The 24,936-nt window shown below is 71.9% G+C and carries 20 protein-coding genes and 1 pseudogene; 14 read left to right on the forward strand and 7 right to left on the reverse strand.

The genetic code is table 11. The features are described 5' to 3' along the window. Positions 1–130 precede the first annotated feature (130 nt). Together ACFYV5_RS07965 and glgB are read left to right on the forward strand one after the other, a co-directional pair. A complete protein-coding gene (locus tag ACFYV5_RS07965; RefSeq protein ID WP_389165719.1) occupies positions 131–1,501 on the forward strand; it encodes a maltokinase in 1,371 nt (456 codons plus the stop codon). Between the two features lie 169 nt (positions 1,502–1,670). After that, on the forward strand, positions 1,671–3,989 hold the full coding sequence (glgB, locus tag ACFYV5_RS07970) for a 1,4-alpha-glucan branching enzyme (protein ID WP_389165721.1): 2,319 nt from the start codon (positions 1,671–1,673) through the stop codon (positions 3,987–3,989). Here glgB and ACFYV5_RS07975 read toward each other — a convergent pair. Then, positions 3,976–6,219, reverse strand: coding sequence for a HelD family protein (locus ACFYV5_RS07975; RefSeq protein ID WP_389165724.1), 2,244 nt, complete (start codon positions 6,217–6,219; stop codon positions 3,976–3,978). The two genes, glgB and ACFYV5_RS07975, sit on opposite strands and share 14 nt — an antisense overlap. A 150-nt stretch (positions 6,220–6,369) precedes the next feature. On the opposite strand from ACFYV5_RS07975, the gene ACFYV5_RS07980 reads away from it, so the two are divergent. Then, positions 6,370–7,392, forward strand: a complete 1,023-nt coding sequence (locus ACFYV5_RS07980; protein ID WP_389165726.1) for a DUF6817 domain-containing protein — start codon at positions 6,370–6,372, stop codon at positions 7,390–7,392. Between the two features lie 114 nt (positions 7,393–7,506). On the opposite strand, the gene trxA is transcribed toward ACFYV5_RS07980, so the two are convergent. Both trxA and ACFYV5_RS07990 read right to left on the reverse strand, forming a co-directional pair. Next, complete coding sequence (trxA, locus tag ACFYV5_RS07985) at positions 7,507–7,842, reverse strand: thioredoxin (protein WP_355107807.1); 336 nt, start codon at positions 7,840–7,842, stop codon at positions 7,507–7,509. Further along, a complete protein-coding gene (locus ACFYV5_RS07990; protein WP_355107809.1) occupies positions 7,839–8,240 on the reverse strand; it encodes a MerR family transcriptional regulator in 402 nt (133 codons plus the stop codon). Before ACFYV5_RS07990 ends, trxA begins: the two co-directional genes overlap by 4 nt. An 88-nt stretch (positions 8,241–8,328) precedes the next feature. Between ACFYV5_RS07990 and ACFYV5_RS07995 the strand changes: the two genes are divergently transcribed. Next, positions 8,329–8,586, forward strand: a complete 258-nt coding sequence (locus tag ACFYV5_RS07995) for a type II toxin-antitoxin system prevent-host-death family antitoxin (protein WP_355107811.1) — start codon at positions 8,329–8,331, stop codon at positions 8,584–8,586. After that, the gene (locus ACFYV5_RS08000) at positions 8,583–9,011 is read left to right on the forward strand and encodes a PIN domain-containing protein (protein WP_355107813.1); all 429 of its coding nucleotides are present in this window, start codon (positions 8,583–8,585) and stop codon (positions 9,009–9,011) included. Before ACFYV5_RS07995 ends, ACFYV5_RS08000 begins: the two co-directional genes overlap by 4 nt. Positions 9,012–9,051: 40 nt before the next feature. On the opposite strand, the gene ACFYV5_RS08005 is transcribed toward ACFYV5_RS08000, so the two are convergent. Then, the gene (locus tag ACFYV5_RS08005) at positions 9,052–9,585 is read right to left on the reverse strand and encodes an Lrp/AsnC family transcriptional regulator (RefSeq protein WP_389165733.1); all 534 of its coding nucleotides are present in this window, start codon (positions 9,583–9,585) and stop codon (positions 9,052–9,054) included. A 44-nt stretch (positions 9,586–9,629) separates the two neighbouring features. On the opposite strand from ACFYV5_RS08005, the gene ACFYV5_RS08010 reads away from it, so the two are divergent. From ACFYV5_RS08010 to ACFYV5_RS08020, 3 genes are all read left to right on the forward strand, one after another. Continuing rightward, positions 9,630–10,523: an NAD-dependent epimerase/dehydratase family protein gene (locus ACFYV5_RS08010; RefSeq protein WP_389165736.1), complete on the forward strand. Its 894-nt coding sequence runs from the start codon at positions 9,630–9,632 to the stop codon at positions 10,521–10,523. Next, positions 10,523–11,401 (forward strand): aldo/keto reductase, encoded by an 879-nt coding sequence (locus tag ACFYV5_RS08015; protein WP_389165739.1) that lies wholly within the window; start codon positions 10,523–10,525, stop codon positions 11,399–11,401. Before ACFYV5_RS08010 ends, ACFYV5_RS08015 begins: the two co-directional genes overlap by 1 nt. A 119-nt stretch (positions 11,402–11,520) precedes the next feature. Then, the gene (locus ACFYV5_RS08020) at positions 11,521–12,981 is read left to right on the forward strand and encodes a glycoside hydrolase family 16 protein (protein ID WP_389165741.1); all 1,461 of its coding nucleotides are present in this window, start codon (positions 11,521–11,523) and stop codon (positions 12,979–12,981) included. Between the two features lie 124 nt (positions 12,982–13,105). Here ACFYV5_RS08020 and ACFYV5_RS08025 read toward each other — a convergent pair whose 3' ends face one another. Next, positions 13,106–14,482: a cation:dicarboxylate symporter family transporter gene (locus tag ACFYV5_RS08025; RefSeq protein ID WP_389165743.1), complete on the reverse strand. Its 1,377-nt coding sequence runs from the start codon at positions 14,480–14,482 to the stop codon at positions 13,106–13,108. Between the two features lie 159 nt (positions 14,483–14,641). Between ACFYV5_RS08025 and ACFYV5_RS08030 the strand changes: the two are divergent. From ACFYV5_RS08030 to ACFYV5_RS08045, 4 genes and pseudogenes are all read left to right on the forward strand, one after another. Further along, positions 14,642–16,237 (forward strand): annotated as a pseudogene (locus ACFYV5_RS08030) (ATP-binding protein); the annotation flags it as partial. 413 nt (positions 16,238–16,650) lie between these two features. Beyond that, positions 16,651–17,337 (forward strand): response regulator, encoded by a 687-nt coding sequence (locus tag ACFYV5_RS08035; RefSeq protein WP_355107825.1) that lies wholly within the window; start codon positions 16,651–16,653, stop codon positions 17,335–17,337. Between the two features lie 242 nt (positions 17,338–17,579). Beyond that, positions 17,580–18,188 carry a helix-turn-helix domain-containing protein gene (locus ACFYV5_RS08040; protein ID WP_355108357.1) on the forward strand — a complete coding sequence of 203 codons (609 nt, stop codon included), beginning with the start codon at positions 17,580–17,582 and terminating at the stop codon, positions 18,186–18,188. 9 nt (positions 18,189–18,197) lie between these two features. After that, positions 18,198–18,929, forward strand: coding sequence for a tyrosine-protein phosphatase (locus ACFYV5_RS08045; protein WP_389165751.1), 732 nt, complete (start codon positions 18,198–18,200; stop codon positions 18,927–18,929). A gap of 23 nt (positions 18,930–18,952) precedes the next feature. Here ACFYV5_RS08045 and ACFYV5_RS08050 read toward each other — a convergent pair whose 3' ends face one another. Together ACFYV5_RS08050 and ACFYV5_RS08055 are read right to left on the reverse strand one after the other, a co-directional pair. Further along, positions 18,953–19,963, reverse strand: coding sequence for an RICIN domain-containing protein (locus tag ACFYV5_RS08050; RefSeq protein ID WP_389165754.1), 1,011 nt, complete (start codon positions 19,961–19,963; stop codon positions 18,953–18,955). A 297-nt stretch (positions 19,964–20,260) separates the two neighbouring features. Next, complete coding sequence (locus ACFYV5_RS08055) at positions 20,261–21,286, reverse strand: ATP-dependent 6-phosphofructokinase (protein ID WP_355107830.1); 1,026 nt, start codon at positions 21,284–21,286, stop codon at positions 20,261–20,263. A 258-nt stretch (positions 21,287–21,544) separates the two neighbouring features. On the opposite strand from ACFYV5_RS08055, the gene pta reads away from it, so the two are divergent. Both pta and ACFYV5_RS08065 read left to right on the forward strand, forming a co-directional pair. Then, positions 21,545–23,635, forward strand: a complete 2,091-nt coding sequence (pta, locus tag ACFYV5_RS08060) for a phosphate acetyltransferase (RefSeq protein WP_389165759.1) — start codon at positions 21,545–21,547, stop codon at positions 23,633–23,635. Continuing rightward, complete coding sequence (locus ACFYV5_RS08065; RefSeq protein ID WP_389165762.1) at positions 23,632–24,915, forward strand: acetate kinase; 1,284 nt, start codon at positions 23,632–23,634, stop codon at positions 24,913–24,915. The genes pta and ACFYV5_RS08065 overlap by 4 nt, the downstream gene beginning before the upstream one ends. The last annotated feature ends 21 nt before the right edge of the window (positions 24,916–24,936 follow it).

Genomic DNA, 24,936 nt, shown 5'->3' on the forward strand with positions numbered 1-24,936 from the left:
TACGGATCTTCCCCTCCCGACACGTCCCGCACTTCCGGACAGTCGATGCTGCCATCCGGGACACTCTGCGCATTTGAACTCGATTCACGCGAACTCGAATCTGCGCCCCCCGGGGAAAGGACGCGATGCCATGCCGGAGACCGCATCCACCACCCGGGCCCCGGCCGCCCTCCTCCCGTCACTCGCTCCCCTGCTCCATGAATGGCTGCCCCGGCAGCGCTGGTTCGCGGGCAAGGGGCGCCGGGTCACCGGATTCACGCTGGAAGCGGCCACCGAGCTGCTGCCGCTGGACGGCGCGGGACCCGGGCTGCTGCACCTGCTCGTACGGGTCGAACAGCCGGGCCGCCCGGCCGGGGCGCCCGCCGACTGTTACCAACTGCTCCTGGGCGTACGGAGTCAGCTGCCGCCGCGCCTCGCCCCCGCTCTGATCGGGCGGATCCGGCAGGGGCCGCTGGCCGGCCGGGCGGTCTACGAAGGGCTGCGCGATCCGCGGCTCGCCGGGCTGCTCTACGAGCGGCTGCGCACACCGGGCCGGATCGGCCCGCTCAGCTTTCATGGCGCGGCCGACCTGCCGCCCGCGCTCGCGCCGCGCGTGCTCGACGCCGAGCAGTCCAACTCCTCGCTGGTGTACGGCGATACGTACATCCTGAAGATCTTCCGGCGGGTCAGCCCCGGGGCCAATCCGGACCTGGAGCTGCCGCTCGCGCTCACCCGGGCCGGCTGCACGCGCGTGCCGGCCCCGGTGGCCTGGTTCGAGTCCGGCGCCAGCACGCTCGGCGTCCTCCAGCCGTATCTGCGGGACTCGCGGGACGGCTGGCGGCTCGCCCTCGACGCGCTGGCCGGGGGCCGGGAGTTCACCAGTGAGGCGCACGCGCTGGGCCGCGCCACGGCGGAGGTGCACCTCGCCCTCGCGACCGCGCTGCCGACCGAGCGGCTCCACCGGCCGCAGACGGAGCATCTGGCCGGGGAGATGGACCAGCGGCTGCACGCGGCGGCGCAGGCCGTGCCCGCGCTGCTGCCGTACGTCCCCGGGCTGCGCGCCGTCTTCGCGGCGGTGGGCGACGCGGTCGGCTCGGGTCTGCTCCAGCGGATCCACGGCGATCTGCACCTGGGCCAGACCCTGCGGGCGGCGGAGGACGACGGCTGGGCGGAGGACGACGGCTGGGCGGTGATCGACTTCGAGGGCGAGCCCGCGAAGCCGCTCGCCGAGCGGTGCCGCCCGCAGCCGGCGGTCCGCGACGTCGCGGGCATGCTCCGCTCCTTCGACTACGCGGCCCGCACGCACCGTCCGTGGAACGCCGAGTGGGCGGCCCGCTGCCGCGCGGCCTACTGCTCGGGCTACGCCGAGGTCTCGGGCGCGGACCCCCGCGCGGATCCCGCGCTGCTGCGCGCCTACGAGACGGACAAAGCGGTGTACGAGGTCGTCTACGAGGCCCGGCACCGCCCGGACTGGCTTCCGGTCCCGATGGCGGCGATCGAGCGTCTGGCGGGTTCCGAGTGACCGCCGAGCACGTTCGGGTGACCGCCCAGCACGTTCGGGTGAGCGCCACCACCCCCGAGGGGCCCGTTCGGCCGAGTGTCCTGTGCGGTCCGGCGCCCGTTGCGGTTGCGTGGGGACCGGCGCATCTTCCCCATCTCATCCTTCCGACCCCCTTGCAGGAGGCATCCCCGTGACCGCCCGATCCGCCCGATCCGCCCGCAAGACGGCAGTCCCCCCGGCGAAGACCCCCGCGCCCCCCGCGCCCCGGGCGGCTCAGGAGCCCGTACGGAAGGAGCCCGTACGGAAGGAGCCTGTACGGAAGGTGCCGCCGCTGGACGCGGGCGACCGGGCGCGGCTGCTCGCCGGGGAGCACCACGACCCGCACTCCCTGCTCGGCGCCCACCCCGTGCGCGGCGGGATCGTGATCCGGGTCCTGCGCCCGTACGCCCGTGAGGTCACCGTCCTCGCCAAAGGGAAGCGCACCCCGCTGCGGGACGACGGGGACGGCTTCTTCTCCGGGTTCCTGCCGCTGCTGCGCAAGATCCCCGAGTACGAGCTGCGCGTCCGCTACGACGGCGACGAGCTCGCCCTCCACGATCCGTACCGCTTCCTGCCCTCCCTCGGCGAGCTGGACCTCCACCTCATCGGGGAGGGCCGCCACGAGGAGCTGTGGAAGGCGCTCGGCGCGCGGATCATCACCCACCAGGGCGTGACCGGCACCCGCTTCACGGTCTGGGCGCCCAACGCCCGGGGCGTCCGGGTCACGGGCGACTTCACCCACTGGGACGGCACCGCCCTGCCGATGCGCTCGCTCGGCGCGACCGGCGTGTGGGAGCTGTTCGTGCCCGGCATCGGCGAGGGCGCGGTCTACAAGTTCGACATCACCCGCCCCGACGGCTCCCACACGCTGCGTGCCGACCCGATGGCGCGCCGCACCGAGTGCCCGCCGAACACCGCCTCGATCGTCACCGACTCGTCCCACGCCTGGGACGACGCGGCGTGGATGGCGAGCCGGGGTGCCCGCCCGCATCACGAGGCCCCGCTCTCCGTCTACGAGGTGCACCTGCCGTCGTGGCGGCCGGGGCTGACCTACCGGCAGCTCGCCGAGCAGCTGCCCGCGTACGTCAGCGACCTGGGCTTCACACACGTGGAGTTCATGGCCGTGGCGGAGCACCCCTTCAGCGGCTCCTGGGGCTACCAGGTCACCGGGTTCTACGCGCCGACCTCCCGGATGGGTACGCCCGACGACTTCAAGTACCTGGTCGACGCCCTGCACCGGGCCGGGATCGGCGTCCTGATGGACTGGGTCCCCGCGCACTTCCCGCGCGACGACTGGGCGCTCGCTGAGTTCGACGGCCGGCCGCTCTACGAGCACGAGGACCCGCGCCGGTCCGCGCATCCGGACTGGGGCACGCTGGAGTTCGACTACGGCCGCAAGGAGGTGCGGAACTTCCTGGTTGCCAACGCGGTGTACTGGTGCGAGGAGTTCCACCTCGACGGGCTGCGGGTCGACGCGGTCGCCTCGATGCTCTACCTCGACTACTCGCGCGAGAACGGCGAATGGCTGCCGAACGAGTTCGGCGGGCGGGAGAACCTGGACGCGGTGGCCTTCCTCCAGGAGATGAACGCGACGGTGTACCGCCGCTGCCCCGGGGTCATCACCTTCGCCGAGGAGTCGACGGCCTGGGACGGGGTCACCCGGGCGACGGACCAGGTCGGGCCCGGTGGCTTCGGCGGTCTGGGCTTCGGCATGAAGTGGAACATGGGCTGGATGCACGACTCGCTCGGCTACGTGTCCAAGGAGCCGGTGCACCGGAAGTACCACCACAACGAGATGACCTTCTCGATGGTGTACGCGTACAGCGAGAACTACATCCTGCCGATCTCCCACGACGAGGTCGTGCACGGCAAGCAGGCGCTGGTGTCGAAGATGCCCGGCGACTGGTGGCAGCGGCGCGCCAACCACCGCGCCTACCTGGGCTTCATGTGGGCCCATCCGGGCAAGCAACTCCTCTTCATGGGCCAGGAGTTCGCCCAGGGAGCGGAGTGGTCCGCCGAGCACGGTCCCGAGTGGTGGCTGATGGACGAGACGTACCACTCGGCCGGTGACCACCGGGGCGTACAGGACCTGGTGCGCGACCTCAACACCGTGTACGGGGCGACGCCGGCGCTGTGGGAGCGGGACACCTCTCCCGAGGGCTTCCAGTGGGTGGTGGGGGACGCGGCCGAGGACAACGTCTTCGCGTTCCTGCGCCACGACGCCGAGGGTGCGCCGCTGCTGGCGGTCTGCAACTTCTCCCCGGTGGTCCGGCACGACTACCGCCTCGGCGTCCCGGACTCGGTCGCGGCCTGGGCGGAGGTCCTGAACACGGACGGGGCCCGGTACGGGGGCAGCGGCGTGGTGAACACCGACCCGGTGAAGACCGAGTCGGTGCCGTACCACGGGCGTTCGTCGAGCGTCCGGATGACGCTGCCGCCGCTGGCGACGGTGTGGCTCAGGCCCGCCTGACGGCCCGCTTGATGATCCCCAGCCGCTGAGTGGCCCGGGTCAGCGCCACGTACAGGTCGTTGATGCCGTGCGTGGCGCCGGCCCGGATGCCGTCCGGGTCGACGACGAGGACGCTGTCGAACTCCAGGCCCTTGGCCTGGCGGGGGTCGAGGAGGACCACCGGGCGGGTCAGGTCGGGCGCCGGGCCGTACGCGGCATCCGGCAGCGCGGCCGTGAGACCCGGGTGCAGGGCCGGCGGGGCGATGACGGCGAGCCGGCCCTCGGGCCGCAGTTCGGCGGCGACCGCGTCGGCGGTCTCCTTCACCGGGTCCTCGACGGTCCGCTCCCAGGGCTCGACACCGGTGGAGCGGACCGAGCGCGGCGGCTCGAACCCCGGGTCGGCCTCGCGCCGGACGTCGGCCGCGACCGCCATGATCTCGGCAGGGGTGCGGTAGTTGACCCCGAGCCGTACGAGGTCCCAGCGGTCCTCCACGTAGGGCTGGAGGATCTTCTCCCATGAGCCGACGCCCGCCGCGTCGCCGGTCTGCGCCGGGTCGCCGACCAGGGTCATCGAGCGGGTCGGGCTGCGGCGCATCAGCAGCCGCCAGGTCATCGCGGACAGCTCCTGCGCCTCGTCGACGATGATGTGGCCGAAGGCCCAGGTGCGGTCCGCGGCGGCGCGTTCCGCGGCGCTGCGGTGGTCGGCCTCCTCGTGGCGTTCGGCGAAGCGCTCGGCGTCGATGATGTCGTGCGCGGAGAGCACCTCGGAGGCGTCCTTGTCCTGCTCCTCCTTGTCCTCGAACTCGTAGGTGCGCGAGGCGTAGGAGACGTCGAGGACGCCCTGCGCGTACTGGATCTGCTTCTGCCGCTCGGCCTCCTCGGCGGCCCTGGCGGCCGAGTCGTCCTCGCCGAGGAGTTCGGCCGCCTCGTCGAGCAGGGGGACGTCGGCGGGGGTCCAGGGTCCGCCGTCGCGCCGGATCGCGTCCGCGTCCTCGTCGGGGAGATGGCTGGGCTCGGCGAGGTAGCCGGTGAGGAAGGACTCGGGGGTCAGCGGCTGCCAGAGGGTGTCGATGGCGGTGTGGACGTCGGGGTTGGCGGCGATGCCCTTGGCGAGCAGGGCGATGTCGTCGGGGCCGAGGAAGTTGGGGCCGCCGTACGGGTCGGCGCCGATGCGGTCGGCGAGCTGTTCGGCGAGCGCGTCGAGGAGGTTGAAGACGAAGTAGGGGCGGGCGAGGTTGTGCGGCAGGTGCGTCTCGCGGGCCTTGTGGCGGGCTTCGAGAGCCATGTCCCAGTCGATGACCAGATCGCCGTCCTCGTGCGGCACGATCAGCGGCGTCCCGCGCTCGGGGACCTGCTGCCGGTCCCGTACCGCCTGGGCGAGCGCCTCGGCCATGGCGGCTGCGCCCTTGACCGCGGCGGCGCGCGGGGTGTCCGTACCGGTGGCGCGGACGCCGGGGAAGAGTTCGCCGGGGGTGGCGAGGAGGACGCCGGTCTCGCCGAGGGAGGGCAGGACGTTGCCGATGTAGCCGAGGAAGGCGGGGTTGGGGCCGACGATGAGGACGGCGCGCCGGGCGAGCTGCTCGCGGTGGGCGTAGAGGAGGTACGCGGCCCGATGCAGCGCCACGGCGGTCTTGCCGGTGCCGGGGCCGCCCTCGACGACGAGGACGCCCCGGTGTGGGGAGCGGATGATGCGGTCCTGCTCGGCCTGGATGGTCTGCACGATGTCGTGCATCCGGCCGGTGCGGGCGGCGTCGAGCGCGGCGAGCAGCACCTCGTCGGCGTCCCGGTTCTCGTGCCCGGTGCGGGTCTCGTCGGCGAGGTCGAGCACCTCGTCGTGGAGCGCGGTCACCTCACGGCCGTGGGTGGTGATGTGCCGGCGGCGGCTGAGCCCCATCGGCTCGTACCCGGTGGCGAGGTAGAAGGGCCGGGCGGCCTCGGCGCGCCAGTCGACGACGAGCGGGGTGCGGTTCGGGTCGTCCTCGCGGATGCCGATCCGGCCGATGTGGTGGTCGCGTCCGTCCCGGAAGACGAGCCGGCCGAAACAGAGTCCGGTCTCCCCCGCGTTGAAGGCGGCGAGCAGCCCGGACTGTTCGGCCACCATCACATCCCGCTCGAGACGGCCCTGGTTGCCGACCCACGGCGCCTTGAGGGCGCTGCCGACGGCGGCCTCGGCGCGGTCCCTGAGGTCGTCGAGTCGTGCGTAGAGCTCTGTGATGAATTGCTGCTCGTTCCGAAATTCCTCGGTTGACAATTCGACTCCCGGCGCGATACAGTGCGTTTATTGACTTTCCCGTGTTTTTGTTGTGCCTGGACTGTGCATGGACACGGAATCCCTGAATATACGCGAGAAACAGCCCCGACTTCAATTTTAGTCGGGGTATTTTTGTGTCTCATGGGGATCATGGGGAGAGACACGGCACGCGAGCTGTTGATCACGCGGGGAGCGGACACGCTGGCCCACCCCGGCGGCACTCTGCTCGCCCACCTGGACCGGGTCGAGGCCCGGCTGGCCGCCTGGGGCGCACGGGAGGAGCTGCGGCTCGCCGGCCTGTGCCACGCCTTCTACGGCACGGACGGATTCGCCGAGCACCTGCTGCCGCTGGAAAGCCGGGATGTGCTGAAGGCGGCGATCGGCGCGGAGGCGGAGGAACTCGTGTACGTCTACGCGAGCTGCGACCGGGATTTCTCGTACGCGGGCATCGGGCAGGACGGCGGTCCGTTCCGGGACCGATTCACGGGCGAGACCTTCGCGCCGACCGCGCGACAGCGGAAGGACTTCGCGGAACTGACGGCCGCGAACGAACTGGACGTGCTGCGGGAGAACCGCGCGCTGCGGTCCCGGTACGGCGGCGGTCTGCTGAAGCTGTTCACCCGGTGGCGGCCGCTGCTGAGCGAGGCGGCGTTCACGGAGGCTCGGGAGACCCTGAGCCTGAAGGGCGAGGAGCGTGCGGCGTTCCTGCACGGCCTGGAGCGGGGCGACGTCGTCACGGGTGTCGTCTCGCACCTCGCGAGCTTCCACGTGACCTTCGTGGAACTGGGCGGGGTGGAGGGGATGATGAACATCCCGGAGGTCTCCTGGGGGGTGTACGACGTCCCCGGTGACGTCATCCGGGAGGGCCAGGAGCTGACCTTCGAGGTCCTGGGCGTCGACCTGGGCCGGGAGCGGATCTCCCTCTCCCTCAAGAGCCTGGAGCCCGACCCGCTGCGCGCCTTCGCACGCGCCGGCTTCGGCGGTGTCCGGACGGGGCGCGTCACGAGGACGGTCCCCTCCGGCGCCCTCCTCCTCGTCGACGACGGCGTCGAGGCCCTGGTCGACCGCGACGACCTCGACGGCCGCTCGCCGCGCGCGGGGGACGAGCTGACCTTCGAGGTCACCGCGGTCAACGTGGTCACCCGCCGCGTGCGGCTGGTTCTGCGCGAATGATCCTGTGCGGTCGCTCGCCCGCTGTCCGCGAGGAGACCACCGTGCGGGCGGGGTCCTCGACCGCGTCGAGGCCCTCGTCGGGGCGCACAGCACCGAGCTGGGGGCGGGGGCCGGTCAGGCGAGTACGTCCTCCAGTTCCTGGAGGAGCCGGCGCTTCGGGCGGGCGCCCACCATCGACGTCACGGGTTCGCCCGCCCGGAACACCATCAGCGTCGGCGTCGCCATCACGCCGTACCGGAGCGTGATCTCCGGGTTCCTGTCCACGTCCAGCCGGACGATCCTCAGCCGGTCCGCCTCCTCCGCGGCGATCGCACCGAGCACCGGCGCCAGCTGGCGGCACGGACCGCACCAGTCCGCCGTGAACTTCACCAGGACCGGCAGCTCCGCGCCCAGTACCTCGGCGTCGAAGTCGGCGTCCGTCACCTCGGTGACACCCGCGACCCGCATCATGTCCGTCCTCCTCCGAGTTCGCATGTGGGCTCCGGGCCACCGGGCAGCTCCGCCTCGGCCCGCAGCAGCTGTGCGGCGACCTGGGCGCGCACCGCCTGGAGCTGTTCGACGAGTCCGTCCAGCTCGTCGAGCTTGCGCCGGTACACGTCGAGCGAGGCGGGACAGGCGTCCCCCGCCGGGTGCCCCGCCCGCAGGCAGTCGACGAACGGCCGGGTCTCCTCCAGCTCGAACCCGAAGTCCTGCAGGGTCCTGATCTGCTGGAGCAGGCGCAGGTCGTCCTCGTCGTACGTGCGGTACCCGTTCTCCGTCCGCCGGGCGGCCAGAAGGCCACGGGACTCGTAGTAGCGCAGAGTCCGCGTGGTCGTTCCGGCCCGCTCGGCCAGCTCGCCGATTCGCATACCGACGAACGTAGGCCTTGACGCCGACGTCAAGGCAAGGAGCGTGGGGCAGTGCACCCACGACCCCTGGGGTAGTACCGTGTAGTACATGGAGACCACTGCGCGAGAGTTCAACCAGAACGCCTCGAAGATCCTCGCCGCCGCGGAACGGGGCGAGCGCATCGTCGTGACCAAGAACGGGCGGCCCGTGGCGATACTGTCCCCCGTCGGCGACGAAACCGTCCCACTGCACCCGGTCGATCCGATGGGTGAGGATGAGTCGGCGCCCGTCCTGCACAGCGGACATCGTCAGGCCCTGGACTGGTCGGCCGGACGTGGCGACTACCTCGACGGATTCGGCGCATGACCGTTCTTGTCGCTGACACCTCGGGGCTGTACGCCTTCTACGACGGGGACGATCCGGCACACGGCGCCTGCCGCGAGGCTCTCGCTCGAGCTTCCCATCTGGTGATCACGCCTCTTGTCCTGGCTGAGCTCGATTACCTGCTGACCGCTCGTATCAGCGCGTCGGCGGCCCAGACCGCGCTGGCACATATCCGCGACCGGGTGGCGGAGCGCAGATACGCCGTACCAGAGGTCGAGCCGCATCTGTCCACTGCTCTGGTCACGATGCGGCGCTATCCACAGATCGGACTGACCGACACGATGAACATCGTGATGGCAGCCGAGTACCACACGGACGCGCTGCTCACCCTGGACCGCCGGCACTTCCGCATGGTGCGACCGCTCACCGGACACACGGCCTTCGCCCTCTGGCCCGACGATCTCTGATCCGTGGGTTCACCGACTCATCCGGAAAGACGGCCTGTTGTCAGGACCGGATCGAGGCGTCGGGAGGGAGCAGGGGTTTGCGCTCCACCGGGGTGGACAGCACGATCGAGGTGGTCGTCCGGCCGAGCGCCGAGGTCTGTTCCAGGATCTCCTCGAGATGGATGGTGTCCGTGACGGCGACCTTGAGGATCCAGCAGTCCTCGCCCACCACGTGGTGGACCTCGCGGATCTCGGGCCGGGCGGTGAGTTCGAGCGTCCGCGGGTGCTTGAGGGTGTAGCCGCCGTGCGGGTCGACCCGGATGAAGGCCTGGATGCCGTAGCCGAGCCTGGCCGCGGAGACATGGGCTCCGTATCCGGTGATCGCGCCGCACGCCTCCAGGCGGCGCACCCGCTCGGTGACGGCCGCGGGGCTGAGCCGGACGCGCCGGCCGAGTTCGCTGAGCTTGATCCGGCCGTCGGTCTGGACGAGCTCCAGGATCTGCCGGTCGATGGGGTCGAAGGCACCCGCCGAGGTTTCTTCGGTGGCGGACCGCAGATGCCGTGGTTCCTTCGGTGCGGCGGCCTGGACTCCCATGTTTCCCCCTTCAGACAGCGAGCGCCCAACGTAACACTTGTCGTATGGACATTCTGATCATCGGCGGGAACCGCTATTTCGGAAAGCGGCTGACGTCCCGTCTCCTGGAATCCGGACATGCCGTGACGATGCTCAACCGGGGTTCTTCCGGTGTTCCGGAGGGGGTGACCCATCTGGTCGCCGACCGGAACGACGGGGCGGCTCTGGAAAGCGCGCTCGGGGAGCGGACTTTCGATGTCGTGGTCGACCAGGTCTGTTACACCCCGCGCCAGGCGGCCGTCGCACGGCGGGTGTTCGGGCCGCGCACGAGGCGTTATGTGATGACCTCGACGGTGGAGGTGTACGAGTACGAGGATTCGGCCGCGCCGGTACGGGAGGAGGCCGTGGACGCCCGCGAGGTCACCGTCGACCTCGATCTCCCGTGGGACGAACCGGAGTTCCTCGACGCGCACTACGGGGAGGGAAAGCGGCAGGCGGAGGCCGTCTTCGCGGCTGAGCCGCCGTTCCCGTACACGGCGGTGCGGGTCGCGCATGTGCTGGGCGGTGGGGACGACTTCACGGGCCGGGTCGACCACTACGCGCGCCGCATCCGGGAGGGCGAGCCGATCGCCGTTCCGGTGGTGAACCGTCCGGCGACCTATGTGTATGTCGAGGAGATCGCGGAATTCCTCGCCTGGGCGGTGGAGGCCGAATTCACCGGACCGGTCAACGCCCATTCCCATGGTCCGCTCACCACCGCGGAGATCTGCGCGGAGATCGAGCGACAGGTGGGCGGCAGGACCGTTTTCCAGGAGGTCGAGGTCGGCGAGGTCTCTCCGTTCTCCTTCACCCGCTCGTACGCGATGGACAACTCCCGTGCGACGGCGCTCGGATTCTCCTTCGGGAATTCCGCGCAGTGGCTCGCGCCCGCCCTCGCCGAGACGCTGGGGGCGCGCTGATGCGGTACCGGATGCTGGGGGACGTACGGGTCGGGGCGATCGGCCTCGGGGCCATGCCGCTCTCCATCGAGGGCCGCCCCGACGAGGCCCGCGCCCTGGCCACGGTCCACGCGGCGCTCGACGCGGGGGTGACCCTGCTCGACACGGCGGACTCCTACCATCCACCGGGCGGCGAGCCGGGCGAGGGCGAGCTGCTGGTGGCGCGGGCACTGGCCGCGTACGGCGGCCGGACGGACGATGTGCTGGTGGCGACGAAGGGCGGGCGCGGGCGGACGGCCGACGGCGGCTGGACCGTGGACGGCCGGCCCGCCCACCTGCGGCGGGCGGCGGAGGCGTCGGCGCGCCGGCTCGGGGGCGGACAGATCGGGCTCTACCAGCTGCACAAGCCGGACCCGGCCGTTCCGTACGCCGAATCGCTGGGAGCCCTACGGGAGTTGCTGGACGCGGGCACGATCCGGCTGGCCGGGATCTCCAATGTGGACGCGGCGCAGATCCGGCTCGCGCGGGAGATCCTGGGCGACCGGCTGGTCTCCGTGCAGAACCGGTACTCCCCCGCCGTACGGACCGCCGAGGCGGAGCTGAGGCTCTGCGCGGAACTGGGTCTCGCCTTCATGCCCTGGAGCCCGCTGGGCGGGATCTCGCGCAGCTCGCTGGACGGGGCGTCCGCCCTGGAGGCGGACCCGGAGTTCGGGGGGTTTCACCGGGTGGCGCGGGCGCGGGGCGTCAGTCCGCAGCGGGTGGCCCTCGCGTGGCTGCTCTCGCGCGCGGAGACGGTGCTCCCGATCCCCGGGGCGAGCCGGCCGGAGACCGTACGGGACTCGGCGGCCGCGAGCGAACTCGTGCTCACTGCACAGGAGTTGGCCGAGCTGAGCGTGTGACATCCGAAGGCGCGGGCCCCATTGACGGGGCCCGTGTCTCCGACTACAAAAGCTGCCTGAGAGCGCTCTCAACCGGGCTCTCGACCCCCCTCGTGCACCATCCTCACCGGAGGTGTCCCTTGAGCCGCGTCCGACGCACCCCCCTGCTCGCCTCGCTCCTCGCCGCCGCCCTCGCCGCCGGCGCCCTCATCGGCCTCGGCGGAGCCGGCACCGCCAGCGGCGCCGTACCTCCGGCGCCCGGCTGGTCGCTCCAGTGGAGCGACGACTTCAACGGCCCCGACCGCGCCCTGCCGAACGCCGCCGAGTGGCAGATCGACACCGGCCACGGCTACCCGGGCGGCCCCGCCAACTGGGGCACCGGAGAGATACAGAACTACACCTCCAGCCCCGACAACCTGCGCCTCGACGGCACCGGCAACCTGCGGATCACCCCGCTCAAGGACGGTGCGGGCAACTGGACCTCGGCCCGGATCGAGACCAAGCGCGCCGACTTCAAGGCCCCGGCGGGCGGGACCCTGCGCATCGAGGGCCGGATCCAGATGCCGAACGTGACGGGTGACGCGGCCCTCGGCTACTGGCCCGCCTTCTGGGCGCTCGGCGCGCCCTACCGGGGCAACTACTGGAACTGGCCCGCCATCGGCGAGTTCGACATCATGGAGAACGTCAACGGCGTCAACTCGGTGTGGGGCGTGCTGCACTGCGGGGTGAACCCGGGCGGCCCCTGCGGCGAGACCACCGGCATCGGCGCCAGCCGCACCTGCCCCGGCGCGAGCTGCCAGTCGGCCTTCCACACGTACCGCTTCGAGTGGGACCGCTCGGTCTCCCCCAACGAACTGCGCTGGTACGTGGACGACCAGCTCTTCCACAGCGTGAACGAGACCAGGATCGGCGCGCAGGCCTGGGCCGACATGACCAGCCACGCGGGCTACTTCCTCCTGCTCAATGTGGCGATGGGCGGGGCCTTCCCCGACGCGCTGGCCGGGAAGACGCCGACGGCCGCGACGGTGTCCGGACGGCCGATGCTCGTCGACTATGTGGCCGTGTGGACGAAGGGCGGCGGCTCGACGACCCCGCCGACCACTCCGCCGCCGACCACTCCCCCGCCGTCGGGCTCCTCGCAGCTGTACCTGCGGACGGGCGGCGGCGCCGGTGACGCACAGTCGGCGGCCTCCGCGGTCACACTGGCCTCGGCGGGCGGCGCCAACCACGACGGCAGCCCGGCCGGCGCGCAGGTCTTCACCTCGGGCCCGGTCACCCGGAGTTTCAACGGCGGCTCGACGCAGTTCGACCTGTTCGTGGACGCCGGATCCGTGATCGCCAACGGGCAGCAGGTACGCGTGAGTTACGACCGTACGGGCGACGGGACCTGGGAGCGGGTGGAGACGTACCAGTACTTCGCCACCGATCCCGTACCGGGCTACGAGCACTACACCCAGGCGAGAGGTCTGAAGTCGGCCACCGGCAGCCACGGGGACCTGGTGAACGGCCGGGTCCGGATCGAGGTGTGGAACGCGATCGGGAACGGGCCGAGCACGGTCGGCGTCGGGAACCAGTCGGTCGTCAGGATCCCCTTCTCCTGACCGCGGCGCCACACCACGCGACGACCCCGGCCGCGAGGAACGCGGCCGGGGTCGTCTCCGTTCCCCGGTGCCCGGATCCGGCTCAAGGCCCGGGACCCGGGGCGGTCTTTCTCGCAGGGTCTCGTCAGACGCCCGCGCGTGCCTTCTCCTCGCCCGCCGCGGCACCCTCGGCCCGCGAGTCGGGGACGGACGACTCCTCGTCCCCGGCCGGAGCGTGGTCGTCGACCAGGGTCTTCTCGTCGAACGGGACCCGGCCGGCCAGGACCTCGGAGACCCGCGCCTTGTCGATCTCCTTGGTCCACGTGCCGACGAGGACCGTCGCGACCGCGTTGCCGGCGAAGTTCGTCAGGGCGCGGGCCTCGCTCATGAAGCGGTCGATGCCGACGATCAGGCCGACACCGTCGACCAGCTCGGGCCGGTGCGACTGAAGGCCGCCCGCGAGGGTCGCGAGGCCCGCGCCGGTCACGCCCGCCGCGCCCTTCGACGCGATGATCATGAAGACCAGCAGACTGATCTGCTCGGCGAGCGAGAGCGGGTTGCCCATCGCCTCGGCGACGAAGAGCGAGGCCATCGTCAGGTAGATCGCCGTGCCGTCCAGGTTGAAGGAGTAGCCGGTCGGCACGGTGATGCCCACGACGGGCTTGCTGACGCCCAGGTGCTCCATCTTCGCGATCAGCCGCGGCAGCGCCGACTCGGAGGAGGAGGTGGACAGGATCAGCAGGAACTCGCGGCCCAGGTACTTCAGCAGCGTGAGGATGTTGACCTTGGCGACCAGCCACAGCAGCGCGCCGAGCACCACGAAGACGAAGAGCGCGCAGGTGACGTAGAAGCCGATCATGATGACCGCGAGCGACTTCAGCGCGTCGACGCCGGTCGCGCCGACGACCGCCGCGATGGCACCGAAGGCGCCGATCGGGGCGACCCACATGATCATGCCGAGGATGCGGAAGACCAGCCGCTGGATGTGCCCGATGCCGCGCAGGACCGGCTCCCCGGCCTTGCCCATCGCCTGGAGCGCGAAGCCCGCGAGGAGGGCGACGAGCAGGGTCTGCAGGACCTCGCCCTCGGTGAAGGCGGAGACCAGCGTCTTGGGGATGATTCCCAGGAGGAAGTCCACCGTGGACTCGCTCGCCCCGTCGGCCTGCTTCGCGCCGGCCTCGGCGACCTCCTTGGTCAGGTGGAGGCTGGAGCCGGGCTCCAGCAGGTTGCCGACGAGCAGGCCGATGGCGAGGGCGACGGTCGACATCACGAGGAAGTACCCGAGCGCGAGTCCGCCGACGGCCCCCACCTTCGCGGCCTTGCGGACCGACCCGACGCCGAGAACGATCGTGCAGAAGATGATCGGCGAGATCATCATCTTGATCAGGTTCACGAAGCCGGTGCCCAGCGGCTTGAGCTCGACGGCGACCCCCGGCGCCACGAAGCCGACGGTGATGCCCAGCACCACGGCGGCGATGACTGCGAGATACAGGTAATGGGTACGGTCCCGTTGTGCGGCCACGGGGTCCTCCTCGTACTGATGGATGTCCACGTCCCGGTGGATCTCCGCGACTATCCATCAGCCTGTGACCGGGGTCACCCTTACGTTCGTTTCGTTCACGGAGAACGATTCGGGAACGCCGATTCCCCGGCGCAAATCCGGCCAGGCACACTTACCGGCATGCGCCTCCCGTTCCCCCGGCCCCGCAGCCTCGCCGGCCAGCTCTTCGCGATGCAGGTCGTGCTGGTGGCCGCGATCGTGGCCGGATGCGCCGTCTTCGCGTACGTCACGGACCGCTCCCAGGCCGAGGAGACCGCGCGCCGCCAGTCCACGGCGACCGCGACGGCCGTCGCCGGCTCCCCCTCGGTGGTGGAGGCCCTCGGCTCGGCGGACCCGACGGCGCGGCTCCAGCCGTACGCCGAGACGGTGCGGCAGCGGACCGGGGTCACGTTCGTGGTGATCATGGCCCCGGACGGCAGGCGCTGGACGCATCCGGAGCCGGAGCAGATAGGGCGTACGTACCTCGGTCACATCGAGCCGGCCGTCCAGGGGCGGACCTTCTCCGAGACACACCTCGGCGTGCTCGGGCCCTCGGTCCGGACGATCACGCCGGTGTACGACGACGGCGGCCGGGTCGTCGCGCTGGTCAGCGCGGGCATCACGATCGAGAGGATCAGCGAGCAGGTACGGGAGCAGGTGGCGGCCCTCCTGGGCATGGCGGGGGCGGCGCTGGCGCTCGGCGGCGTCGGCACGTACGTCATCAACGCCCGGCTGCGGCGGCACACGCACGGCATGAACGCGGGCGAGCTGAGCCGGATGCACGACTACCACGAAGCCGCGCTGCACGCGGTGAGCGAGGGGCTCGTGATGCTGGACGGACAGCGACGGATCGCGCTCATCAACGACGGGGCGCGGGAGCTGCTCGGTCTGGACGCGGAGGTGGTGGGCAGGTCGGCGGCGGATCTGGGATTGCCCGTCTCGCTCACCAGTGCGCTGCTCGCCTCCGAGCCCCGGGTGGACGAGCTCCACCTGACGGCGGAACGGGTGCTCGTGGTCAACACGCGTCCGGTGGTGGGCGGGGAGCGCCGGGGGACGGTCGTCACTCTCCGGGACCGTACGGAACTGCAGGCGCTGTCAGGCGAGTTGACCTCCGAGCGGGGGTTCACCCAGGCGCTCCGCTCGCAGGCCCACGAGGCGGCGAATCGCTTGCACACGGTCGTCTCGCTGATCGAGCTGGGACGGGTGGAGGAGGCCGTCGGCTTCGCGACGGCCGAGCTGGAGCTGGCCCAGGCGCTGACCGACCGGGTGGTCGACGCGGTCGGCGAGCCGGTCCTGGCGGCGCTGCTTCTCGGCAAGGCGGCGCAGGCCAACGAGTCGGGGGTGGAGCTGGTCCTGACCGAGGACAGTCGCCTCGACGACGGCCTGCTGCCGCCCGGGCTCCCGTCCCGCGACCTCGTCACGATCCTCGGCAACCTGATCGACAACGCGGTGGAGGCGGCGAGCGGTACGCCGCACGCCCGGGTCACGGTCACGGCCCGCACCCACGACGGCGAGCTCCTCCTCCGGGTCGCCGACTCGGGCCCGGGGATCGACGCGGGCGACGGGGAGGCCGCCTTCGACCGCGGCTGGTCCACCCGCGGCCCGGGCCGCGGTCTCGGCCTCGCCCTGGTCCGCCAGGCGACGACCCGCGCCTGCGGCACGGTGACCCTCTCCCGCGCGCCGGAGGGCGGCGCGGAGTTCACCGTACGCCTGCCGCTGACGGCGGAGCCGGGGTCGGGGGCGGGGGCTGGGGCGGGGGCTGGGGCTGGGCCCGCGGCGCCGGGGTCGGGGCCTGGACCCGCGACGCCGGGGTCGGGGCCTGGACCCGCGGCGGCCGGCTCGGCGGAACCTGGGGCAGGGGCGGGGGCGGGGGCTGGGCCTGCGACGCCGGGGTCGGGGCCTGCACCTGCGGCGGCCGGCTCGGTGGAGCCTGGACCCGCGGAGCCAGGGTCGGAACCTGGGCCCGCGGCGGCCGGCTCGGTGGAGCCTGGACCCGCGGCGCCGGGCTCGGTGGAGCCTGGGTCCGCGGCGCCGTCGGCCTCAGGCCCGGGGACGGCGGCCGCCGCGTCGGAGACCGCCGGTCCGGCGCCGGTCTCGGGCCTTTCCCAGCCGGACGCCGCGACCGGCTCCCCCGACGTGGAGGTTCCCGCATGAGCCAGGACATCCGCGTGCTGGTCGTCGAGGACGACCCCGTCGCCGCCGACGCGCACGCGCTGTACGCCGGGCGGGTGCCCGGGTTCGCCGTCGTCGGGGTCGCGCACTCGCGGGCGGCCGCCGTGCGCGTGCTCGACCGCGTGCCCGTCGATCTGATCCTGCTCGACCTGTACCTGCCCGACGGCCACGGACTGCAACTGCTGCGGTCGCTGCGCGCCGGCGGGCACTCCGCCGACGTCATCGCCGTCACCTCCGCGCGGGATCTCGCGATCGTGCGCGAAGGGGTGTCCCTCGGGGTCGTGCAGTACGTGCTGAAGCCATTCACCTTCGCCACCCTGCGGGACCGGCTCACCCGGTACGCCGAGTTCCGCGCCAGCGCCGGGGAGGCGTCCGGCCAGGACGAGGTGGACCGGGCGCTGGCCACCCTGCGCACCCCGCAGCCCGCCTCGCTCCCCAAGGGGCTCAGCGCTCCGACCCTGGAGGCCGTCACCCGCACCCTGCGGGACGCGCCGGCCGGGCTGACCGCGGCGGAGGCCGCGGTCGCCGTCGGGATCTCCCGGATCACCGCGCGCCGCTACCTGGAGCACCTGGTCTCGGACGGACGGGCCGCGCGGGCCCCGCAGTACGGGCAGATCGGCCGGCCGGAGCTCCAGTACCGCTGGATCACGACGATCACCCGCTGAGCCGGGCGGGTGCAGACCCCCGGACACCGGTCATCGGACACCCCGCGCCGATTACCGAAAGCGGAAGAGATCATTACGGAATGCTACCGACCGGTTCCGACGTTTCTACGACTTCTGGCCTTGGGTGAACGCACCGTAGCCAATGGTCACGTTCCGCACCTACCGTGGTACGCGTGCAACACTCCCCTCCCTCCCCTCCCTTCAACGCCCTCGCCGCGCGCCGCCTGCGCGAAGGCCTCGGCATGGCCCCCGGCCATGTCGCCTACGGTCTCCGCGCCCAGTACGGCCTCGACGTCCATCCCGACACCGTCGTCGCCTGGGAACGCGGCCGGCTCGCCCCCACCTCCCAGGAGCTCACCGCGCTCGCCGGCGTCCTCTGGTGCGCCCCCGGCGAACTGATCGCCGCCGCCACCACCCTGCGCGAGCACCGGATGGCCCGCGGCCTCGCCCCGGACGACCTGGCGCGGCGGGTGGGTCTCGACGCGGCCGCCTACCAGCGGATGGAGGAATCGGGCCGCTGGCGCGGGAACGAACGCCAGACCGCCGCCCTCGCCGAGACCCTCGGCCTCGGCCCGCGCGCCCTGCTCACGGTGACCGGCAGGGACGAGGACCTGGCCCAGCTGCTGCGGGACGCGGCCACGACGCGCTGGCAGGCGTACGTACGCCCGGCCGTGAAGCTGCTCCCCATGCCGAAGCGGACCCTGGAGCACGCGCTCCAGCGGCTGCACACGGAATACCACGCGAAGATGGCGGCGACGAGCAGCTGGGGCGCCTCCGGCGACAGCGGCGACGCGGGCCGCGTGTACCTGGACGGGATCGTCCAGCACTTCTGGGAGGCGGTCGGCTCGTAGGGTGTCGGCGTGAGACGACACATACCCTTCGAGAACCTCCACAACTTCCGTGATCTGGGCGGCTATCGGACCGCCGACGGCGGCTCCGTCCGCTGGGACGTGCTCTACCGTTCCGACTCCCTCGCCAAGCTGCGCGGCCCCGACCTGGACCGCTTCCAGGAGCTGGGCGTGGCCACCGTGATCGACCTGCGCTATCCGTGGGAGATCGCCGCGAAGGGCCGGATGCCGGAGTCCGACGGTATCGCCTGGCACAACCTGAGCATCGAACACCGCCCCTACGACCAGGCGGAGATCGACCCGGACCTCGACCCGTGGCGCTACCTCGCCGACCGCTTCGCCGAGGTCGCGGCCGACGGCGCGGCGGAGCTGCGCGAGGCCCTGGAGGTGATCGCCGCCACGGACGGTCCGCTCGTCTTCCACTGCGCCTCGGGGAAGGACCGCACGGGCCTGCTCGCCGCCGTGCTGCTCAGCCTCCTCGACGTCTCGGACGAACAGATCCTGGACGACTTCGCCCTGACCGAGCTGGCCACCGAGCGGCTGATCGCCGACTGGCACGCCGCCCACCCGGGGCGGGAACTGCGCTGGCCGGGCTACGGCCGGGCGCCCGCGGAGATCATGCGGCTCTTCCTGGCGGACCTGCGCGCGGAGTACGGCTCGGTGTCCGCGTACGTCACCGGGCACGTGGGTCTCGATCCGGCCGTGGTGGAGTCGCTGCGCAAGCGCCTGGTGGACACCCCCTAGGGTGTCCGAACCGCCGGACAAGGCTAGGTTCGGCGGTCAAAGCTGAAGAGCTGGCCCTGCGCGTCCGGGCGGCAGGGTGCCTGGGCCAGCTTCGCCCACATCGCTGTACGGTCACCGGTCACGGTCACGCAGGAGTCGGGCGTCGCGGAGTCCGCGGGGACGATGCGGTAGCCCGTGACGGGGCTGCCGAAGGGCTGCAGGCGGAACCGTTCGACGCGGGACGGGTCGCCGCACTCCGAGTCCTCGAACGCGGCGTCCGCGACGCGGCCCCCGGAGGGTATGCCGGAGCAGCCGGGGCCGTAGTCCGGGTGGTCGGAGACGATCCGCCACAGGCCGGCGCCGAGAGCCTTGAGCGCGTAGCGGGGGACGTCGGCGCCCTCGCAGTCCCTCTGGTGGATCTGGCCGCTGCGGCCGCCCCGCCGTTCGTTCAGGCAGAGATCCGAGCCGATCACCCGTATCCGTACGTCCCCCTCGGCGGGCGCGGTCGGGGTCTCCGGCGCCGTGTCGCCGTCGCCGCCACCGTCGTGGACGAGGACGGCGACCGCGCTGATCCCCGCGAGGACGAGTCCGGCGAGGGCGACGAGCGCGACGAGTGTGCGGCGTATGCGCGAGCGGGGGCCGGGGGACGCGCCCTCGGGCGCGGGGTCGGGGGCGGGCGCGGTGGGCCATGGGGCGGGGGTGAGGGCGGGCGGGTCCTCCGTGGCGGGGGCGACGGCGGCGGAGGGCACGTACCCACCGTGCGCCGCCAGCTCCTTGCGGACCGTCTGCCAGTCCTCCAGCGCCCCGGGCTCCACCCCGCAGGCGCGGACGAAGGAGGTCAGGAGCTCCTCACGGGGGACGGTCGAGCGCGCGAGCATGTTGGCCACGGTCGAGCGGGGCAGGACGTCGCCGAGTGCGGCGGCGCGGGCCGACAGCTCGCGGTAGGTCAGCCCCGACCAGTCCTTGAGCGCCTGGAGCTGGGCGATGAACGAGGCGGCGTCGGTGGCCTCTCGCGGGTCCGGCGCGCTGCGCCCGCCGGCGTACCCCTCGGTCATACCCGCTCCCCGCCCCTCCCCCGGACAGGGTTGGGACATGTCCGGGACAGGCCCAAGCCTTGTTGATCGAGCGGTTCGACTCAAGAGTGGAAATCGGCAATTCCGGTCCCGGCCGGAAACGCCATGGGAGAAACCGGGGGAAAGCCGGGAGACACGGGGGAAACACGGGGGATCACGGGGGAAGCACGAAGGGCCCCGGCCGTCCACGGGGGGACGGTCGGGGCCCTTCGAACGCCGGGACGCCGCCGGGACCGAGGTCCCGGAGGCGTCCCGGAGGCGTCCCGGAGGCGGGCGGGGTCAGAAGACCGACTCGGCCTCGGACATCCGGCTCTCCGGCACGGTCTTCAGCTGCGTGACGGCCTCGGCCAGCGGCACCATGTGGATGTCGGTGCCGCGCAGCGCCGTCATCCTCCCGAACTCGCCCTGGTGCGCGGCCTCCACGGCGTGCCAGCCGAAGCGGGTCGCGAGCACCCGGTCGTACGCCGTCGGCGTGCCGCCGCGCTGGACGTGTCCCAGGATGACGGGCCGCGCCTCCTTGCCGAGGCGGCGCTCCAGTTCGACCGCGAGCCGGTTGCCGATGCCCTGGAAGCGCTCGTGGCCGTACTGGTCGATCTCGCCCTTCTTGTAGTCCATCGAGCCCTCGACCGGGTGCGCGCCCTCGGCGACGCAGATGACGGCGAACTTCTTGCCGCGTGCGAAGCGTTCCTCGACCATCTTGACGAGGTCGTCGATCTGGAAGGGGCGTTCGGGCAGGCAGATGCCGTGGGCGCCGCCGGCCATGCCGGACTCCAGGGCGATCCAGCCGGCGTGCCGGCCCATCACCTCGACGACCATCACGCGCTGGTGGGACTCGGCGGTGGTCTTGAGACGGTCTATGGCCTCGGTCGCCACGCCCACGGCGGTGTCGAAGCCGAAGGTGCGGTCGGTGGAGGAGATGTCGTTGTCGATCGTCTTCGGGACGCCCACCACGGGCATCCCGGCGTCGGAGAGCATCCGGGCGGCGGTCAGGGTGCCTTCGCCGCCGATCGGGATGAGCACGTCGATGCCGTACTTCCGCGCCATCTCCGGGGCGGACGCGGCGGCTTCGGCCAGCCGGTCGCGCTCGAGCCGGGCGGAGCCGAGGATGGTGCCGCCGCGGGCGAGGATGCCGCTGACCGCGTTGAGGTCGAGGGGGCGGACGTGCCCGTCGAGGAGACCCTTGAACCCGTCCTCGAAGCCGATGACTTCATCGTCGTGGCCGGTCAGGGCCCGGTGCACGACCGACCGGATCACTGCGTTCAGGCCGGGACAGTCGCCGCCTGCGGTGAGAACTCCGATGCGCATCGTGCTGTGTCTCCTGCTCGGTAGTGGTACATGTGAGCTCTGCCGATTCTCACACGCCCGGTACGGCCTCCGCGCTCCTGACTACTCCGCGTGCCCGGCTTCGGGGGCCTTCAGTCCTCCCGTTCCAGGCCTTTCGTCCGGCCTGCGTCCTAGCCACCCCCAGAGGTATTGTCAAGAGGGCATTGCCACCCTATCGGGGTTTTTGAACACACTCGGTTGACGAGACCGGGCGGACAGGACTGGACAGGAGACCACGGCGTGACGCGCAGCGTGTACGTGACCGGGATCGACCGCGGGGACGGCCGGCAGGTCGTCGAGCTGGGAGTCATGGAGCTCCTGACCCGCCAGGTGGACCGGGTGGGGGTGTTCCGGCCGCTGGTCCACGACGGCCCCGACCGGCTCTTCGATCTGCTGCGGGCCCGCTACCGGCTCTCCCAGGACGCGTCGACCGTCTACGGCATGGACTACCACGAGGCCTCCGCGCTCCAGGCCGAGCAGGGCACCGACGAGCTGGTCTCCCGGCTCGTCGACCGCTTCCACGCGGTGGCCCGCGACTACGAGGTCGTGCTGGTCCTCGGTACGGACTTCGCCGCCACCCAGCTCCCCGACGAGCTGGCGATCAACGCGCGCCTCGCCAACGAGTTCGGCGCCTCCGTGATACCCGTCGTCGGCGGGAAGGACCAGCCCGCCGAATCGGTACGGGCGGAGGCCCGCAACGCCTTCCGGGCGTACGACGGTCTCGGCTGCGACGTCCTCGCGATGGTCGTCAACCGGGTGGCGGCCGACGACCGCGCGGCCATCGCCGAGCGGCTCGCGGCCCGGCTGCCCGTGCCCTGTTACGTCCTGCCCGACGAGCCCGCGCTCGCCGCCCCCACGGTCGCCCAGATCACCCACCACCTGGGCGCCGAGGTCGTGCTCGGGGACGACGCGGGCCTGGCCAGGGACGCTCTGGACTTCGTCTTCGGCGGCGCCATGCTGCCGAACTTCCTCAACGCGCTGACCCCGGGCTGTCTGGTGGTCACCCCCGGGGACCGCGCCGACCTCGTCGTGGGCGCGCTCGCGGCCCACTCGGCCGGGACACCGCCCATCGCCGGTGTGCTGCTCACCCTGAACGAGCGGCCCAGCGAGGAGATCCTGACCCTGGCCGCCCGTCTGGCGCCCGGCACCCCGGTCATCTCGGTCTCCGGCAACAGCTTCCCCACCGCCGCCGAACTCTTCTCCCTGGAGGGGAAGTTGAACGCGGCCACGCCCCGCAAGGCGGAGACCGCCCTCGGCCTCTTCGAGCGACACGTGGACACCGCCGATCTGCTGAAGCGGATCTCCCTCGCGCGCAGCGGCCGGGTCACGCCGATGATGTTCGAGCACGAGCTGCTTGAGCAGGCACGCGCCGACCGCCGTCGCGTGGTCCTGCCCGAGGGTACGGAGGAGCGGGTGCTGCGCGCCGCCGACGTGCTGCTGCGCCGGGACGTCTGCGACCTGACGCTGCTCGGCGACGTCGAGGTCATCCGTAAGAAGGCCGCCGATCTGGGCATCGCGCTCGGGGACACCCAGCTGATCGATCCGCAGACCTCGGAGCTGCGCGACTCCTTCGCCGCGCACTACGCCGAGCTGCGCGCCCACAAGGGCGTCACCGTGGAGCTGGCGTACGACGTGGTCTCCGACGTGAACTACTTCGGCACGCTGATGGTGCAGGAGGGTCTTGCCGACGGCATGGTCTCCGGCTCGGTGCACTCCACCGCCGCCACCATCCGGCCCGCCTTCGAGATCATCAAGACGAAGCCGGACGCGCGGATCGTCTCGTCCGTCTTCTTCATGTGCCTGGCGGACAAGGTGCTGGTGTACGGCGACTGCGCGGTGAACCCGGACCCGAACGCCGAGCAGCTCGCCGACATCGCCGTCCAGTCGGCGGCCACGGCGGCCCGCTTCGGTGTCGAGCCGCGGATCGCGATGCTCTCGTACTCCACCGGCACCTCGGGGTCGGGCGCGGACGTCGACAAGGTGCGCGAGGCGACCAAGCTGGTACGGGAGTCCAGCCCGGGGCTGCGGATCGAGGGCCCGATCCAGTACGACGCGGCGGTCGAGCCGTCCGTCGCGGCGACCAAGCTGCCGGGGTCCGAGGTGGCCGGGCAGGCGACCGTACTGATCTTCCCGGACCTCAACACCGGCAACAACACGTACAAGGCCGTGCAGCGTTCGGCCGGCGCCGTGGCCGTCGGGCCGGTGCTGCAGGGGCTGCGCAAGCCGGTGAACGACCTCTCGCGCGGCGCGCTCGTCAGCGACATCGTCAACACGGTCGCCATCACGGCGATCCAGTCCCAGGTCCCGTCCCCGCAGGAGCCCACCGCATGACTTCCCACCCGTCGCCCACCACCACCCCGTCAGACGAGCTTCGCTCAGCCCCTCACGCCACGCGCGTTCTCGTCCTCAACTCCGGCTCCTCGTCGGTGAAGTACCAGCTCCTGGACATGCGGGACAGCGGCCGGCTCGCGGTCGGGCTGGTCGAGCGGATCGGCGAGGAGAGCTCGCGCCTGGTCCACACGCCGCTCGTGGGAGGCGTCGGGGCCAAGCGCGAGCGGACCGGTCCGATCACCGATCACGCCGCCGCGCTGAAGGCCGTGGCCGAGGAGCTGGCCGTGGACGGGCTCGGCCTGGACTCCCCCGAACTGGCGGCGATCGGCCACCGGGTGGTGCACGGCGGGCTGAAGTTCACCGCCCCGACCGTGATCGACGACGCGGTCCTGGCCGAGATCGAACGGCTCGTCCCGGTCGCGCCGCTGCACAACCCGGCGAACCTCACCGGCATCCGTACGGCGATGGAGCTGCGCCCCGATCTGCCGCAGGTCGCGGTCTTCGACACCGCCTTCCACACCACGATGCCGGAGTACGCGGCCCGGTATGCGATCGACGTGGAGACCGCGGACGCGCACCGGATCCGGCGGTACGGCTTCCACGGCACCTCGCACGCCTACGTGTCACGCGAGACGGCGCGGCTGCTGGGCAGGGCGCCGGAGGAGGTGAACGTGATCGTGCTGCACCTCGGCAACGGAGCCTCCGCCTCCGCGGTCCGCGGCGGGCGCTGCGTGGACACCTCGATGGGGCTCACCCCGCTGGAGGGCCTGGTCATGGGCACCCGCTCGGGCGACATCGACCCGGCGGTCACCTTCCACCTCAAGCGGGTCGCCGGGATGGACGAGGACGAGGTCGACGTCCTGCTCAACAAGAAGTCGGGGCTCGTCGGGCTCTGCGGCGACAACGACATGCGGGAGATCCGGCGTCGGATCGACGAGGGCGACGAGCGGGCCGCCCTGGCCTTCGACATCTACATCCACCGGCTGAAGAAGTACATCGGGGCGTACTACGCGGTACTCGGGAGGGTGGACGCGGTGGCGTTCACGGCGGGTGTCGGCGAGAACGCGGCCCCGGTGCGGGAAGCTGCCATCGCCGGTCTGGAGGAGCTGGGCCTGACGGTGGACGCCGGACTGAACGCCGTACGGTCCGGCGAGGCACGGATCATCTCGCCGGCTTCCGCGCGGGTCGCGGTCGCGGTGGTGCCGACGGACGAGGAGCTGGAGATCGCCCGCCAGACCTTCGCCCTGGTCGCACCGGAGCATGGAGAAGTGAACGCCTGAGCGCCCCCGCGCCCATTTGTA

It is taken from the genome of Streptomyces sp. NPDC003035 (assembly GCF_042888285.1).
Classification (GTDB): Bacteria; Actinomycetota; Actinomycetes; order Streptomycetales; family Streptomycetaceae; genus Streptomyces.

Coding starts and splice junctions, on each gene's coding strand:
- ACFYV5_RS07995 (WP_355107811.1), top strand. CDS start 8,329: ATGGAGACCACTGCGCGAGAGTTCAACCAGAACGCCTCGAAGATCCTC.
- ACFYV5_RS08000 (WP_355107813.1), top strand. CDS start 8,583: ATGACCGTTCTTGTCGCTGACACCTCGGGGCTGTACGCCTTCTACGAC.
- ACFYV5_RS07965 (WP_389165719.1), top strand. CDS start 131: ATGCCGGAGACCGCATCCACCACCCGGGCCCCGGCCGCCCTCCTCCCG.
- ACFYV5_RS08015 (WP_389165739.1), top strand. CDS start 10,523: ATGCGGTACCGGATGCTGGGGGACGTACGGGTCGGGGCGATCGGCCTC.
- ACFYV5_RS08065 (WP_389165762.1), top strand. CDS start 23,632: ATGACTTCCCACCCGTCGCCCACCACCACCCCGTCAGACGAGCTTCGC.
- ACFYV5_RS07990 (WP_355107809.1), bottom strand. CDS start 8,240: ATGCGAATCGGCGAGCTGGCCGAGCGGGCCGGAACGACCACGCGGACT.
- ACFYV5_RS07980 (WP_389165726.1), top strand. CDS start 6,370: ATGGGGAGAGACACGGCACGCGAGCTGTTGATCACGCGGGGAGCGGAC.
- trxA (WP_355107807.1), bottom strand. CDS start 7,842: ATGATGCGGGTCGCGGGTGTCACCGAGGTGACGGACGCCGACTTCGAC.
- ACFYV5_RS08035 (WP_355107825.1), top strand. CDS start 16,651: ATGAGCCAGGACATCCGCGTGCTGGTCGTCGAGGACGACCCCGTCGCC.
- ACFYV5_RS08050 (WP_389165754.1), bottom strand. CDS start 19,963: ATGACCGAGGGGTACGCCGGCGGGCGCAGCGCGCCGGACCCGCGAGAG.
- ACFYV5_RS08040 (WP_355108357.1), top strand. CDS start 17,580: ATGGCCCCCGGCCATGTCGCCTACGGTCTCCGCGCCCAGTACGGCCTC.
- ACFYV5_RS08005 (WP_389165733.1), bottom strand. CDS start 9,585: ATGGGAGTCCAGGCCGCCGCACCGAAGGAACCACGGCATCTGCGGTCC.
- ACFYV5_RS08055 (WP_355107830.1), bottom strand. CDS start 21,286: ATGCGCATCGGAGTTCTCACCGCAGGCGGCGACTGTCCCGGCCTGAAC.
- ACFYV5_RS08010 (WP_389165736.1), top strand. CDS start 9,630: ATGGACATTCTGATCATCGGCGGGAACCGCTATTTCGGAAAGCGGCTG.